14 protein-coding genes and 2 pseudogenes are annotated in these 15,094 nt (G+C 49.1%); 9 read left to right on the forward strand and 7 right to left on the reverse strand.

Annotated elements, in window-relative coordinates:
* Positions 1 to 57 precede the first annotated feature (57 nt).
* The 4 genes and pseudogenes from IGR76_05025 to IGR76_05040 all read right to left on the reverse strand — a co-directional run bounded on the left by IGR76_05025 (position 58) and on the right by IGR76_05040 (position 1,985).
* Positions 58 to 306, reverse strand: a pseudogene (locus tag IGR76_05025) (hypothetical protein).
* On the reverse strand, positions 276 to 722 hold the full coding sequence (locus IGR76_05030) for a DUF488 domain-containing protein (GenBank protein ID MBF2077885.1): 447 nt from the start codon (positions 720 to 722) through the stop codon (positions 276 to 278). The pseudogene IGR76_05025 and the gene IGR76_05030 overlap by 31 nt, the downstream one beginning before the upstream one ends.
* Entirely contained in the window at positions 658 to 1,359 is a 702-nt protein-coding gene (locus IGR76_05035) for a DUF488 domain-containing protein (GenBank protein MBF2077886.1), read from the reverse strand. The genes IGR76_05030 and IGR76_05035 overlap by 65 nt, the downstream gene beginning before the upstream one ends.
* A gap of 428 nt (positions 1,360 to 1,787) precedes the next feature.
* On the reverse strand, positions 1,788 to 1,985 hold the full coding sequence (locus IGR76_05040; protein ID MBF2077887.1) for a hypothetical protein: 198 nt from the start codon (positions 1,983 to 1,985) through the stop codon (positions 1,788 to 1,790).
* A 227-nt stretch (positions 1,986 to 2,212) separates the two neighbouring features.
* Between IGR76_05040 and IGR76_05045 the strand changes: the two genes are divergently transcribed.
* The 3 genes and pseudogenes from IGR76_05045 to IGR76_05055 all read left to right on the forward strand — a co-directional run bounded on the left by IGR76_05045 (position 2,213) and on the right by IGR76_05055 (position 3,893).
* Entirely contained in the window at positions 2,213 to 2,446 is a 234-nt protein-coding gene (locus IGR76_05045) for a DUF433 domain-containing protein (GenBank protein ID MBF2077888.1), read from the forward strand.
* Positions 2,443 to 2,784, forward strand: a complete 342-nt coding sequence (locus tag IGR76_05050) for a DUF5615 family PIN-like protein (protein MBF2077889.1) — start codon at positions 2,443 to 2,445, stop codon at positions 2,782 to 2,784. The genes IGR76_05045 and IGR76_05050 overlap by 4 nt, the downstream gene beginning before the upstream one ends.
* Before the next feature lie 720 nt (positions 2,785 to 3,504).
* A pseudogene (locus IGR76_05055) lies at positions 3,505 to 3,893 on the forward strand (phage integrase N-terminal SAM-like domain-containing protein).
* Here IGR76_05055 and IGR76_05060 read toward each other — a convergent pair.
* Positions 3,849 to 4,922 (reverse strand): transposase, encoded by a 1,074-nt coding sequence (locus tag IGR76_05060; protein ID MBF2077890.1) that lies wholly within the window; start codon positions 4,920 to 4,922, stop codon positions 3,849 to 3,851. The pseudogene IGR76_05055 and the gene IGR76_05060 overlap by 45 nt on opposite strands.
* 304 nt (positions 4,923 to 5,226) lie before the next feature.
* Here IGR76_05060 and IGR76_05065 point away from each other — a divergent pair, with 304 nt between their 5' ends.
* The 3 genes from IGR76_05065 to IGR76_05075 all read left to right on the forward strand — a co-directional run bounded on the left by IGR76_05065 (position 5,227) and on the right by IGR76_05075 (position 7,461).
* Positions 5,227 to 5,484 (forward strand): hypothetical protein, encoded by a 258-nt coding sequence (locus IGR76_05065; GenBank protein ID MBF2077891.1) that lies wholly within the window; start codon positions 5,227 to 5,229, stop codon positions 5,482 to 5,484.
* A gap of 357 nt (positions 5,485 to 5,841) precedes the next feature.
* The gene (locus tag IGR76_05070; protein MBF2077892.1) at positions 5,842 to 6,462 is read left to right on the forward strand and encodes a hypothetical protein; all 621 of its coding nucleotides are present in this window, start codon (positions 5,842 to 5,844) and stop codon (positions 6,460 to 6,462) included.
* Positions 6,463 to 6,576: 114 nt separating this feature from the next.
* The gene (locus IGR76_05075; protein MBF2077893.1) at positions 6,577 to 7,461 is read left to right on the forward strand and encodes a hypothetical protein; all 885 of its coding nucleotides are present in this window, start codon (positions 6,577 to 6,579) and stop codon (positions 7,459 to 7,461) included.
* Between the two features lie 131 nt (positions 7,462 to 7,592).
* Here IGR76_05075 and IGR76_05080 read toward each other — a convergent pair whose 3' ends face one another.
* Both IGR76_05080 and rph read right to left on the reverse strand, forming a co-directional pair.
* Positions 7,593 to 9,716, reverse strand: coding sequence for a glycosyltransferase (locus tag IGR76_05080; GenBank protein MBF2077894.1), 2,124 nt, complete (start codon positions 9,714 to 9,716; stop codon positions 7,593 to 7,595).
* A gap of 214 nt (positions 9,717 to 9,930) precedes the next feature.
* Entirely contained in the window at positions 9,931 to 10,659 is a 729-nt protein-coding gene (rph, locus tag IGR76_05085; protein MBF2077895.1) for a ribonuclease PH, read from the reverse strand.
* Positions 10,660 to 11,040: 381 nt separating this feature from the next.
* On the opposite strand from rph, the gene IGR76_05090 reads away from it, so the two are divergent.
* From IGR76_05090 to IGR76_05100, 3 genes are all read left to right on the forward strand, one after another.
* Positions 11,041 to 11,577: a P-loop NTPase family protein gene (locus tag IGR76_05090; protein ID MBF2077896.1), complete on the forward strand. Its 537-nt coding sequence runs from the start codon at positions 11,041 to 11,043 to the stop codon at positions 11,575 to 11,577.
* Between the two features lie 16 nt (positions 11,578 to 11,593).
* Positions 11,594 to 12,190 (forward strand): dCTP deaminase, encoded by a 597-nt coding sequence (locus IGR76_05095; protein ID MBF2077897.1) that lies wholly within the window; start codon positions 11,594 to 11,596, stop codon positions 12,188 to 12,190.
* Between the two features lie 1,243 nt (positions 12,191 to 13,433).
* Positions 13,434 to 14,957, forward strand: coding sequence for a hypothetical protein (locus IGR76_05100; GenBank protein ID MBF2077898.1), 1,524 nt, complete (start codon positions 13,434 to 13,436; stop codon positions 14,955 to 14,957).
* Positions 14,958 to 15,094 lie beyond the last annotated feature (137 nt).

Genomic DNA, 15,094 nt, shown 5'->3' on the forward strand with positions numbered 1-15,094 from the left:
TGAAATTTACCATGCCTCTCCCGCCCGCAACCCCTCTTTCATGCAACAACGCCACTCAAACCCAAAATCATTTCCAATATCACCAAGAGGGATTTCTAAAATATCCAGAAGTTCTGGTTCTTTACCCTCAATAAGCCGAGCTGATTTTGGAACTTTTCCATCTTTTGGATATAAGCTGTCAAATACAGGACGAACCCATCTCCCAGTATCAAGATCAATTCCGGCAATACAACGTTCTTCTAGCTTCCATGAATTAGAAAGACAGACAATTCGTTTCAGAGATGACATATGTTTATGCTTCCCCACTTACCATTTAGATACTCAGCAACTAAGCGGCGATGGCAGTGATGTGGTTTTGCCTCACTACAGAGCAAGCAAGCACCATCCAGTTGACTTGGAGAGATCTTTTTCTCAATTTGACGACTGGCTATAAGCTGTAAAAACTTTTGCTCATATACCGCCCAATCTCCTTTGTTTTTTTTGTACTCGTCAAGAATATCTTGAGTTGGAGCTAAATCTAGAATGTGGACATAACTGATGCCGCCAATAGACTTTAAAAAATACTCTAAGTCCGCTCGTTTAGCGAACCCAGCCAACTGGGAGACATTGTTTAGTCGAGTATCTACAACTTGCTTTACACCTGCTTCTTGAAGTGTCTCAAAGAATTTCTGAGCGCTCTTTTGGGTGAATCCAATCGTGAACAGGTTGATTGGCTTGGTCATGGTCATCACCTTTCTTCTCTACGTATGCGATCTCGTCACCCTGAATCTTATAAGCTATGTCCAAGCACTCTTCTCTGCTTGACAAGTTACTACTTTTCTGAGTGAATAAAGAAAGTTGAGCCTGTTCTTCTGCCATCTCTGAAAAGTCTGTAAAGCCATGCTTTTTAAGCATCCTCTGCTCTAGATGATCGTGAGATTCTAATTCACCGTTTCTTAGAATGTGATTGATCTGTAAATCGAAGCGTCGTAGGTGTTGACAAACCAGAATCGCTCTATGGCAGGTTAACGGATCTTTCTCAGCACACATTAGCGAGACCTTGTGCTTTTTTACACCCTTTAAAACCCTTTGAATTCCTTCATGAAATTCCTCAGTTGCAGCAATTTTTTCATATACTGCTTTGCCCTTAACATAGCACTCTTGTTTTTTAGGTCTTGCCCCTAGTTCTTGTCCCAGAAATACATAGAGGATTTTCTCTGTTGCTAAAGCTTCTTTCAGCGCTGCTCGATTGAAGTGTGGCAGAAAACGGCTGTAAGGAGATGAGCGAACATCAACAACAGCAGTGACCCCATGCTTCTGAAGCAACGAGACAAAGGTTCTGATTTCGTAATTGGAGTGACCTATAGTGAGCAATTCCACTGACTCTGCTCCTCAAAACATGGCTGAATCGGTTGATTATACATCACCTGCCTTCTTATCTTAAAGCAATTACACCAGGAAAACAGTACATCCGATCTTCTTGTTCAGAGGGATTTGAGGAGAGATGTCTAACGACAAGATCAACGGCTATCCCAGACCCTGACACCGACCGATCGCCCCTTTAGTCCGTTGCAGCGCCGTGTTATCGTGAACCCGCACCGATCGCCCTGATTTTCCTACCCTTTGCAACGACCGATCGCCCATCAACCTGCACCCCACCAACTACCTCCTGGGACTTTGAACTAAGCGCAATCGCTCTTCAACTACCACCTCAACAGAGACTTCCTGGGACGCTTTGGGAAAACCGATATCGCTTCAACACCAAGTGCAATATCTCTCTGTTTGTGCAGTGACCGATAACGACAAGATCAACGGCTATCCCAGACCTTGACACCGACCGATCGCCTCTTTAGTCCGTTGCAGCGCCGTGTTATCGTGAACCCGCACCGATCGCCCATGCCCACTTCAACCGTAATTATGACCGATCGCCCTTCATCTTGCACCCCACCAACTACCTCCTGGAACTTTGAACTAAGTGCGATCGCCCGTCTATACTTACCCTCCACAGAGACCTCCTGGGACGCTTCGGGAAAACAGATATCAGCTCAACACCGAGTGCAATATCTATCTTTGTGCGGGAGCATGATAACGGCTCAAATCAGCGGCGGCAGATAGCTTTGGACTCAGCACTAATTAGCTTCCGACCGTCCGCTGATTTGAATTGTTAGCTGGCGGAGTTGGCATGATTACTCGATAATATAGAGGCAGACGAAGTAACCTTGAAAGCATCCTTATGAACTCGACAACTGCTTTGCTCACTCGCATTACCCAAACTCCTGGTCAATGTGGTGGTCGTCCCTGCATTCGAGGAATGCGAATCCGAGTCACTGATATTTTAGAAATGTTAGCTGAAAATGTTAGCGTTACTGAAATTTTAGAAGACTTTCCCGATTTAGAACCGGAAGATATTCAAGCTTGTCTGCTTTTTGCAGCACGACGCACTGATTTTCCTAGACTAACGGCATGAAGATTTGGATTGACGCTCAACTGCCTCCAACATTAGCGAACTGGCTATCAGAAAATTTTAGTTTAGAAGCCGTTGCCCTCCGAGATTTATCACTTCGAGATGCAAAAGATATTGAAATTTTTGAAGCAGCAAGAAGTGTAAGTGCTGTGATTATGACAAAGGACAGTGATTTCATTGATTTGGTCTGCCGCTTGGGGACACCACCTCAGATTGTGTGGTTAACCTGTGGTAATGTCACGAATCGGAACCTGCGGCAATTACTGTCAGCGACTTTACCTGATGCATTAGAACAACTGCGACAAGGAACAATGATCGTAGAGATTAGCAATACTCCTTGAGTTACTCACTGGTTATCTCAAACTTTATCGTTATATATTATTTTTATATACGCTCCAAATAGATACAAAGAGTAATCCTAAACCAACAAGAAGGGATAGGAAGCCAAGCCAAAATAAGAACCAACTGATGCGTCCGTAATCATCCGAATCAAGCCAGAGCATCTTCAGAGGACGAGAATAGTTAGGATTCTGAGCCTTTCTTACCTTACGAGCGGTGAGTCGGAAATCGAGTAACCTTGATACAACTGCGGTAGAGCTACTTACGGCAGCCAGTAATAACAAAGGGAATGAGTATGCAAACGCTGTTCCGAATGAGCCACGAGGAACAAATTTTTCGCTTTGTAGAAGAGATAGCCCTATTGCAAGCACCGACACCGAGAGGCTCGAAACAAGTGCAACTGCCACTGAGAATTGCGTAATCGCTAGACCTTGCCACCTATTGTAACGCCACCTATTATAACGGTCGTTTCCTATCCTATATGTCCTCTTTGAAAGCTAACAATTTATTACACTGAAACTTTCCGTATAATACCCCCACTACAGGGAGTTATACGGAAAGTTTCTATTGAAATGCTGATTTTCCATAATTCAACCGAAACTTTCTCGATAATATCCAGATTTTCAGGAGTTATACGGAAACTTTCCGTATAATTTCAGAATTCAGATCTCAGTAATGCGTGTAATATTTACCACATCATCGGATCTGTAACATCTGCCATCATGTCAAACCCATCAAACCCTCCAAAATTACTCGAAGAGGTGCGGGATGTCCTGCGACGCAGGCACTACTCCTACCAAACTGAAAAACCTACATTTACTGGATTAAACGCTTCATTGCCTTCCATCATATGAAGCTCCCACGGGACATGGGCGCATCTGAAATAGAAACATTTCTCACCCACCTCGCCGTTGATCAAAACGTAGCCCCATCTACTCAAAATCAAGCCCTCAGAGTGCTCACCCCAGACGAAGCCCGCCGTATTCTCAACGCCCTTCCCGGCGTTTATCAACTCGTTGCCAAAGTGCTTTACGGTAGCGGTTTGCGTCCTGGCAGACTGACAAAACTAGGAAGAGGGAAAACGGGACAGGACAACAAATTCACGCCTTAGTTCTTCATCGAGTTGACGTTGACAAGCAATTGCTGGGTGGGGGTCAGGCAAACTAGAAAGGAAACGAGGCACAGGGATGGATAACTGCTGGGTAATCGCCAGAGCGAGCCAACTCCAGCCGAGTTTGAGATCACTCATACCTCGATGCCAATGGGGGTCAACGTGGCGACGCAGACCAGAGGATACAACCTGAGTGCCATGGAGCACCAAAAACAGAGTGGTCAAAGCAATCACCCCACACAGTTGCGTTAGAGCAAACTTATCCCGTAGTCGAGAGGCTTCCAGATCAAACCCGTTTGACTTGAGATCCAAAAAAGATTCCTCGACCTGAAAGTGCAAGCGATACTGAGCAAAGGTTTGGAGAGTAGTCGGCTCATCACTGACAATGACCCACGGCTCTCCCCTAAGTGCATCGTGGGCAAAGGCAAGATAGACCTGCCGATAGGGATTGGTTTTGCCAATCGAGACCCATGGAGTCAGGTAGACCGGTGCAGGCTTGAGAGCTATAGCAGATACTTTGTGCCACTGCCCAGCCCTTTGAAACTGAAACGAGCGCTTGATACGAATGCGAAAGTGCCAGCCCAACGTGTCCCGCAGGGACTTCATCAATTGGCCATCGGCAAACCCTCGGTCGGCCAACAGAACGATGACAACGCCATCCGGCAGTACTCGCGTCCCTTGGCGCAACACCCGTTGAATCCGCCACCACCGTACCGTGCTGCTTGACTGGCTCACGATCTGCCAAGCAATAGGAACGGTTCGTCCACGATAGACTCCCCCAACCCAGAGAATGCAGAAGCGATTCCACACGACCGTTGTATCCAAGCTTAGATACAGCCGCCTCTCTCCCCACTCTGACAAGGCTTGCTTCATCAGGGCATGGTGAGCACCCATCACATCAAGGCGTCGATTCGATAACCATCGTCGGAATCGTCGTTGATAGGATTGAGCGATGGTGCCACGACTGACGACATGAACCCTGAATCGGCTTAGATGCACACTCTGGCTTTGCAGGATACCGATGACCATCCAGCACAGCGTTTGGAGGTGACGGGCATCTTGCCACTGGATCTCACATTGACGTAGATATTAGTTGAGCGCATCATATAAACGGGAAGTTGGGAGCATCGATTTACCTGATGTTGTGTCGTTACTTCTCAGCCTAAATCAGGCTCTCCTTCCCGTCTAGTCTTTGCTCCAAGCTTCTGCTTTTTTGTCAGTCTGCCAGGGGATAACACCCAGATTTTCAGGATTTAAACAGAAAAATTGATAGTTAAGTCCGGAAAATTGGCATCTTTTCCGTCACATTCGATAGTTAAGTATGGAGATTGGGGTGCTTATCCGTCACATGTGCTGGATAACACCCCGTATACCGGACTTATCCATCATCTCCATATCGGTATTTCAGCCACCGCATTTGGGCGATCGCCAAGACCTCCTCGCCACCATCCAAAACCTCCTCAAACGCCGCTTTGCCCATGCCGGAGACTGGAGCATTCCCCTCCCCTATCCCCAACGAGATACCATCCCCCAGTTCATCCCCCGAAGTCCCAACGTGGTGATTAGCGTCCACACCAAATACGTGACCTAACACCCAAAAAAGGGAGTATGAGGCAACAGCACCATACTCCCATCCACCATCGCTAAATATTCACTCCAGCCCTTCAATCGATGATTAAGTTACGTATAGTTAGTAGACACTAACCTCTTCAATCCCCCGCTTTAGGTCAGAAATAGCTGTATTCTGGCCGACAGTTATATTTCTTTACCACTACAGCACCCTTTTTTGAGTACATTGCTTTTATTAGTGTTCATACCGTAGCGATTCCCGATGGTGCGAATGAAACGCACAATTAAACCTGTGCATTCAGAGTTTGCCTCCCTGCTCCATTCGCAGCTCAACGGGCGATCGCTCCTCGCAATGACGACCATTTTCTAGGAGAGTCCTATGACATCTGCTCGCTGGCTCAGGGCGTTAGTCCCCATTTGCCTTAGCCTGCTCCTTGTAGTGACGGCTTGCAGCAAACCTCCGTCCCGTTACGACCAAGTTCAAGAAGCAACCACCGGACGGAATGCTCCTGCCGCTGTTGATAAGGAGGCGGTACAAGGGTCAACCTTCAATAAATTTTTTCCCTCCGGAACTGGTGATTATGAGGTCGTTCCGTCCCAGGAAAAGAAAGGCTTTGCTGAGTACAAGGTCAACAAAGACGGGACAAATGTGGCGATGTTGTCCATCAACGATACGATCAGCAATCCTTCTGCCGCTGAAAAGTTCCAGAGTAGCACCGAAAAGATTGGTGGATATCCGGCTGTGGATCAAGGCGCAAATGCCACGGCTCTGCTCGTCAATGGTCGCTATCAGGTGAAGGTGCAGTCTCGTGATGCATCGTTTACCCGCGATGATCGAGTAGCTTGGCTGCAAAAGTTTGACCTGAAAGGCTTAGCCGCCCTCGAACCCTCACCTAGCGCAGCCCTACCCAATAAAACCAAGCGATTTCCCCAACTTCAGAAGGCCGCCGATGCCAAAGCGAAGACTGCCCCGACTCTGACCCCTCAACCCGCTACGTAACCCTAGTGTTCGCGTTTCTAAAGTAACAAGTAGAGTGCGATCGCCCCTAGGTTGCACCTTGAGACAACGAGGCAAACCGGATGGGCGAATGCTAACGACATTAAGGAGTAGACTATGAGCAAACCAATCTTTGAATTGGTGGACGATTTGCCAAAGGGTGGACTGACCGTGATGGCGTTGAAATCGCTGGATGTGGTCATTCCTGGACAGTGGCAGAATTTAGTTGGATTTGACAATACAATTCGGGCGGTCACGGGCGAAACCGATGAACAGTTAATCCAGCAAATTGGTGAACGAGCCGTTGCCCTATTCAACGACAAGTCCCAAGGCTATCAACGGGCACTGTGGCTATACGAAACGGTCGATTCCGCATCGGGATTTTTAGGCACGGCAGCCCTAGGGAATCGCATCGGACAAGACACGTTTCTGGGCTTTTTGAAGCACCTGACCCCCAAGCCTGAAAAAGCTCAAAGCATCGATCTGAGCGTCAAACTCGTCACGGAATTGGTGGCCTTTTGCCAAATCAACGGTATCCCTGGTGATAGCATTGGCGACTTTCTAGCAGCTCTCAAAGACTACGGCGGCGAGTCCTTAATGCGAATGACAGCTCTGATTGCCTTTGATGGACTGGTTCCCCTCGGCGCAACCTTCACCGATAAAGCCCTGTCCGTTGTGAAGGGAACGAAGCCGTCAGAACTGAGCCAAAACCCAACTTTCAAAGGTGTGGAGGATCTGATTCCAGGCGACAATGACACGAAGAAACTTAACTTCATTACCGCTAGTCTGGAACAAACCAAGAGTTGGATCGATGACTTTGTGTCATCAAAGAACATGAGCCAAAGTTCCGTTGTGAAGGGCTTAGAGGGATTTGTTGAGTTTTCGGCAGATAAGCTGGACTACCTAGGCGCATTTCTGGATATGTCGGTGAAATACTATCGCCATACCGGAGTTCAAACCCTCGCCCGTCGGCTCATTGAACGGGCAGTTGCCGAAATTTAGCTGTGCCTCTACCGGGGGTATTCACGATGAAATGAGAATGCCCTATTAAGTTCAACGCCGCTTTTTCTGCCTGCAGGAAGAACGGCGTTGCTTTTTGGGGTATTGAGACAGACACCCGCGATCGTCTCCACCTAAACCGAGACGGTATTGAAGAAATCAAAATGTTCGATGGCTTCTAGAATCCCTAGGGCATGTCCTTGTTCAGCGTAATAAATGCGATCGGTGTCCACCAAATGGGATAGTTCTTCGTCATGACGGTTTGCCACAACGACTGCTAGGGTGTTGCCGCGCATCATGTCTTCATCCGCGCCTGAACCTCCTACCACCAGCGTTTTCTCTAACGGAATTCCCCAACGATCAGTCACATAGCGCAACGCTAATCCTTTCGAGGCTCGAATCGGCAGAATATCGAGATACTGTCCAAAGGATAAAATGACGTTCGTGGCTAGATCTTCCTGGTAGAGCAGGCTGATGATCTCTTCTACTGGAGGCGCAACGCCAGCATGGTAAAGATAGCTAATTTTGAATCGGCTCTGTTGCACCCTGGGCTGGAGTTGTAATCCCGGTAATCCGGCCATCACGCGCCGCACTTCATCGGGCGACCAGCGGCGATCGATGTGCTGTGCCCACCACCGATCCACGGTGAGATCGGGATTGTAGTAGATGGCGGTTCCGCCACTGGTAATGAGAACGTCCGGTTCGGGGATACGGTACTTGCGTAGGGCTTCTAATGCGGTGTCTAACCGCCGACCTGTGGCAATTCCAAAGGTCGTGGACTTGCGATTTTGCCGAAGAACTTCAATAAAGGCGGGCAAATCTTCGGGAGAACCCAGTAGATTCTGATCCAAATCCGTGAAAATGGCGCGATCGGAGTAGGGCATGGGGCGACGAATCAGCGAGATCCGCTCTACTCGCTCGGTCTTGTTCACCAGTGGACGAATCGTTTCCAGGTAGCTGGAGGCGTGCGCGTCCCAGGAGTAATGTTTACGCACGCCTACCCGTCCACTTTCGGCACACTGTTTCCATTTTTCGGGTTTTGTCAAAAGATGCAGCAGAGCGGCGGCAATGGTGTCGCTATCTAGCGGATCGATCAAAATACCATTGGCACAATTGCCAATAATATCGCGTGGCCCCCCATCCTCTGTGGCCACGATGGGGAGTCCGGTGGCGGCAGCTTCAATCAGTGTCAGGCCAAAGGGTTCGGTTAAGGCCGGATTGACAAATACACCACCGGATAAGGCGGCAAGGCGATAAATATCGGGGACTTCGTCGGATTTGTGATGTTTGGGATAGGCGACGCGACCGTAGAGATCGTAGCGATCGATCGCCACCAATATGCTGGTCAATACCTCCTGCGCGCCTTCCGATAGATCGCGAATATCCTCTCGGTTCCCGGCAATAATCACAAGGTTAGCGAGTTCCTGAAGCTGAGGCGATCCACCGTACGCGTCAATCAGTGCGCCAATATTCTTGCGGGCATCGGGTCGGGACAGGGCGAGAATGATTGGCTTATCGGGTTCCCGCAGAAAACGCCGAATTTCTTGACCAATGGGGGTTTGCCATTCGTGACCCTTGGGGGGATAGAACAGGGAGAGATCGGTTCCGGGCGGAATGACGCGCATCCGCTGGGGCTGGTAGCAGTCGTAAAATTCGTACTGTTCTTCAATTTCTTGGTGGGTGCTGGTGATCACGCGATCGGCACTGGTCAGCGTCAGTTCTTCGGCATCGATGCGGCGCAGCATGTTGTATTGCCGATCAATGTCATCAGTGGACAGTCCACTCGCCAGCAAGCGCCGCCGCTTTACCCGTCCGAGGGAATGCCCAGTGTGTACTAAGGGAACCCCCAAAATGTGGGCAAGGCGACTGCCTACGTAGCCTGCATCAGCGTAGTGACTGTGGATGAGGCTAGGAACGCGATCGCTCTCCCGGATAAAGGCCAGCATGTTATCTACAAAACTATCGAGGTGATCCCACAGAGCTTCTTTGGGGATGTATTCCTCTGGCGCTCCAGCGATAATCCGAACAATGCGAGCCTTATCGTCCAAAATCTCGATTTCCTTACCATACTCTGGATCCACGTCGGGGGCAGCCACTAGGCGAGTAAAGAGATCAACGGCTGCAACATCCGGTTGTTTCGCGAGGGCACGCGCCAGCTCTACAACATATTTGGTTTGGCCGCCCGTATCGGCATCGCGCCCCAGTTCCAGGTTTTTTCCTCGAATCAAACCATGCACGCTAATCAGAGCGATGTACATACCTTCAGGTTTCTGCTTTGGCATAATTCCCCACGTCAGCAGACTGTGTTGTCAGTATCTACTGCCTCACAGTACCATAGCTCCTCTCGGCTGTCGGGTATGGGAAACGCGAGATCTGCCTTACGATATAGATTCCCGCGTTTTATAAATCTTTCCAAAGTCAACTCTAGACCTCTGAGCGATCGCCCCATGTAAGCGTTAGGCGTTCTACCCATTAAACCGATGGGGTTTGGAGTGCTTGCGTCTGCAAATTCATCAATTCTCGAATGCCCGACTCCGCCAGATCCAGCATTTGGTTCATCTGAGCACGGGAAAAGCTGCCCGATTCTGCCGTTCCCTGGATTTCAATCAGTTCAAACCGATCGTTCATGACCACGTTGCAGTCCACTTCGGCGGCCACATCTTCGGGATAGTTCAAATCCAAAAAGGCCTCACCTTCTAGCAATCCAACGGAGACCGCTGCGACCTGACGCTGGAGGGGCGATCGCCCTAATTCCCCTTGTTCTATCAAAGCGTTGATCGCATCCACGAGGGCGATATAGCTTCCCGTAATGGCGGTGGTGCGGGTTCCGGCATCGGCTTGGAGCACGTCGGCATCAATGACGAGAGTGCGATCGCCCAAAGCGTTCATGTCTAAAACTGACCGCAGACTGCGCCCAATCAACCGCTGAATTTCCTGCGTCCGGCCTGAGAGTTTCATCAGTTCGCGGGCGTGGCGTTGGGGTGTTGCGGAGGGCAGCATCCGGTATTCTGCCGTAAGCCAACCCTGACCACTGCCGTCTAAAAATTTAGGCACACCCGGTTGAATGCTAACGGTACATAACACCTGGGTATGGCCGCAGTGAGCCAGTACTGATCCGGCAGCAAAGCGAGTAAAGTGTCGGTCAAACCGCACAGGGCGAAGCTGGTTTGCACTGCGACCGTCGGGACGTTGCCAGGGCATGATGGTTGAAACTCAAGCGTAAAATCCTCACCCAGAATACAGCAGATCTCCGGTGGATTTGCATCGGAATGGGTTGGATCAGGGGCGATCGCCCCGTTTGGATCGATACGTTACGTACTGTTGACTCACCCTCAGATATAGTGTTTCATTGGTGGTGTCTTCAGTTTTAGACTCCATATTTTGAATTGTTACCCATCTTCTAGACACCCCGCTAATCTCCCGTTTTGCTCAGATTTATAGGGGGCATCGTGAGTTTTTGCCTACGGTGAAGCCCCAAACTGACTAGTGCATCTGTATACTGCTAGTAGAGCATAGGAGTGGTGCAATGCGAGTCGTCTAGTGGAATGTTCTGCTGTTGTCCACATTTCCAGTGGTTGTGCTATGGTCTCCCAACTTGAATCCCCTACCCTCAATACCAGCCGCCAACTTCCCTACAGTGTTGAAGGCTTAGTCCAGGTTTTTACCGCACCGCACCGCAGCTTTTTTACCAACGTCATGGCGCAAGCCCTCCGCATTGCCGGACAGGGAACTCCCGTGTTAGTCGTGCAGTTTCTTAAAGGGGGCATTCACCAAGGGGTAGACGCCCCGGTGCAGCTTGGCCAAAATCTAGACTGGTTCCGCTGCAATATGACGTCTTGTATTAATTCGTCTGAAGTTGATGAAGCAGGGGCGATCGCCCTTCAGGAACTGTGGGAACACACCCAGCGGGCGGTGCTCCAGCGCAAGTATTCCCTCGTGGTGCTAGATGAACTGAGCCTTGCCATTAACTTCGGATTGATTTCTGAAGCAGACGTGCTAGCCTTTCTTTCCAAGCGTCCACGGGATGTAGATATGATTCTCACGGGGCCAGAGATGCCCCCCTCGATCCTGGACATTGCAGATCAAATTACTGAGCTGCGCCGCACCTATCGCGCCTAACGTTTAAGCACCGATCATGATTAAAAACGACACTTGGATTGCTCAAAAAGCTGCCGCAGGGATGATTATGCCCTTTGAACCTGCACTCGTTCGTCGCTTAGACCTCAATGGAAGTCAGCAACGTCCGGTGATTAGTTTTGGCCTATCATCCTACGGATACGATATTCGGCTCTCGCCTGCGGAATTCCGGATTTTCCGCCATATTCCAGGTACAGTGATTGATCCAAAGCACTTCAATCCCGATAACCTCGAAACAACGCCCCTCCACCGGGATGAAAGCGGTGACTACTTCATTCTTCCCGCCCACTCCTACGGGTTAGGCGTTGCGCTGGAAAAATTGAGCGTCCCTGACAATATCACCGTGATTTGTATCGGGAAATCGACCTACGCCCGTTGCGGCATTATTGCGAATCTCACCCCAGCTGAAGCCGCATGGCGTGGGCATCTCACGTTGGAATTCTCGAACTCCTCTAGTGCCGATTGCCGCATCTACGCCAATGAAGGCATTGTGCAGCTTCTATTCCTAGAGGGTGAACCCTGCCAGGTCAGCTACGAGACGCGCCAGGGCAAATATCAGGATCAGAATGAACAGGTGACCTTAGCGCGCGTGTGAATGAGGTGTTGCCGCTAGTCTTGAGTGTCTTCTTGGGCGCTCAAGCTAGCAGCGTGTAGATGACTGAAATTCTTAAATTCCAGACTCTATTCCGCTATATTTTCCATTGTTAAAATACTTAATAAATTATTGTTAACAAAGATTGGGTGTATTTCCCTACGGCAAAGACTTGAAACTAGGTAGCCTAACCAATTGCGTTGGGTCTGAAAATCAGTTATCCTTAATAGATGTTAGGAAGATATATAGCAGCCCTAAATTATTCATAAAACCTGAATCAACCGAACAGAAGGCTTAAATTTCTTGCCTATTCTCAATTCAAATGGGATTGCTATGAAATTCATCCGTTATTAGTTGGGGTCGGATTTAAAACACTATTTGCCTCATTCCATTGACTGAATTTTAATATCACCTAACGTGTGAGGGTTCTAGTTTATACCTAAAGATTCAAAACTCCATTAGTCACCACTTTTCTTAGAAAGAAGCGCATCAATTACTCATCTGACGGACAAAAGCTAAGTTCAAATCAATTTTTCCTAATAGTTTTGACTTTCTATTTAGCTTACTGATACTAGGAAGTGGATTACTAATACTGATACTGATACTGATACGGATACGGAGCGATCGCCCTTCTTAACCTTAGCCTGTCACCTCATTCACATCGATAGCCCTTCTAGCCCATTATTGCCTACGCACGCTGCCTCTCAGTTTTAGCATCTGTTCTGACTCACTGCGTTGTATAAAAGGGTTTAAAAATTATGAATTCATGTCCATGCTGTTCTAGACGCCTACTACGACACATTTGCCACAATCAAGTGTATTGGTACTGTTCTCATTGCCATCAAAAAATGCCGAATTTGTCGATGAGTGCGGCAGGACGAGTTTCGTTGTCTGAATCCTTGATCGGTGTTGGCGCTCTCTTGGATGCTTATTCTACCCCTGCTCGATCCTTAGAGCTTTGTTAGTGCATTCGGATTTTAAATTTTGATAGGCTTTCTCCCCAAAAGTCACACCCAGATTAAGCAGCGTCAATGTTATTTAGGTTAACGTTTCAAACCGTGACGCATCTTCCCAGGAAGGTGCGTTATTTTTTGATACACGCACTATCCTTAAAGAGGCTCATGATGCGGTGTGGGGCGATCGCACCTCCGCTGCTCATGGCGATAGATTGCTGTCTTCCAATTGTCCTTGCTTCAGGGTGGAAATTTGACCGAGCAGGGCCTGGGAGGTTAGAGGGGGTGAATTCATGCCGCTACCGCTCATTCTCGACATCGCCTTAGGGTTGGTCTTGATTTATCTGTTACTCAGCTTACTGGCATCAGAAATTCAAGAACTCATTGCTACCGTTTTGCAGTGGCGGGCAGAACATCTCAAAAAATCAATCGAAATCCTGGTAACAGGTAGCACCAAAGACGTTCCGGGCAATCGACGCTTCGCAAACAACCTCTATCGCCATCCCCTGATCCAAGCTCTCAACCATCAGGCTAAAGGACGCTGGATTTCTATTCGACAGCGGCTCTACCAACCCATTGAACGCCTCTATCGCAGCATTACGAAGTCCGCCGGAATTTTTCCGGAGCACGATACGGGACCCTCCTATATTCCAGCCAATGTATTTGCGATCGCCCTCCTCAAAATGCTGCGGGTTGAGGAACTTGCCCATAAGTATAGCGAACTCTTTCTGCGCGATCTCAATACCGAGAAGCTTCAACTCATTGATGATGTCTTAATCGATCTGCGCAACAGCACGGGAGATCATTCCTTGTTGCTTCGAGAATGCGACCATCTTAAAAAACAGATCAGTGAGTTGACGACTGCATTTATCCATCAGCGCAGTCCGTTCACCGAGGCTCAAGCCCGATCCATCGACCAAATGGTGCAATTTGTCAGCAATGTAGAGCGTCATTTAGGAACCGACGATTCCTGCAAAGCCATTATTTGCAAGCGGTTACCCTACCTTCGACAGTTTTTGCAAACTACCCATCCAGAGCCGACGATTGCTGATGTTGTGCATTTGCTCACCGATGAGGACTATTACGATCGCCTCCCGCCGGAATTGATGGAAATTGTTCTCCATTCCATCTCCACGGAATCCGATTACTACGCCCAAATAGACATGGGCTTGCGGGAGGGACTAGCGCGTCTACGCGAGGATCAAGCGGGACTCCCCCCCCAGCTTCGAGATAATTTACGGATCTTGGCCGAGCAGGCCGAGCACCGAGCGCAAGATTTAGCCACCGGATTGGAGCATTTGCAAGCTGAAATAGAAACCTGGTTTAACCGTTCGATGGATCGAGCGTCGGGCGTCTATAAGCGCAATGCGAAGGGAGTCGCCATTTTGATCGGTATTGCGATCGCGATCGCCGTAAATGCCGATACATTTCATATCATGGCGCGTCTTTCCCGGGATTCGGTGCTGCGCGATGCCCTGCGCGATGCCGCTGTCCAGACGGCCACACCATCCCAGAGTGCTTCTCCGAGCGAATTTCCATCCCCCTCTGTGCCCTCATTGGATGCAGTAGAAGCAAACCTCGATCAAGCACTTACGGATTTACCGTTGCCGATTGGTTGGGATCCGGTGAACGTTCAGCAGCAACGACTCGATAGCCGAGGATGGCATCCACCCATACTGCGACGCATCCTGAGTTGGATCGTTACGGGTATTGCGATCTCCATGGGGGCATCGTTTTGGTATGGAGCCCTCAGTCGCGTTGCGCCCCTGCGGAACACAGGTAAACCTGCCGACTCTGGAACATCGCAAGAGTGGTAGCCCTTCGTCCTGTCATCCTGATCCTGAGCACTGGTCGCCTAATAAGTGATGGATAGAATGAAAAGGTAGTGAACCAGTTCTAGCGATGCCCTGCCCTCCTTGTCAAAGCCAGCAGGGGGTCAAAAACGGTAAGCATC

Origin of the sequence: Synechococcales cyanobacterium T60_A2020_003 (assembly GCA_015272205.1) — a bacterium.
Taxonomy (GTDB): Bacteria; Cyanobacteriota; Cyanobacteriia; order RECH01; family RECH01; genus JACYMB01.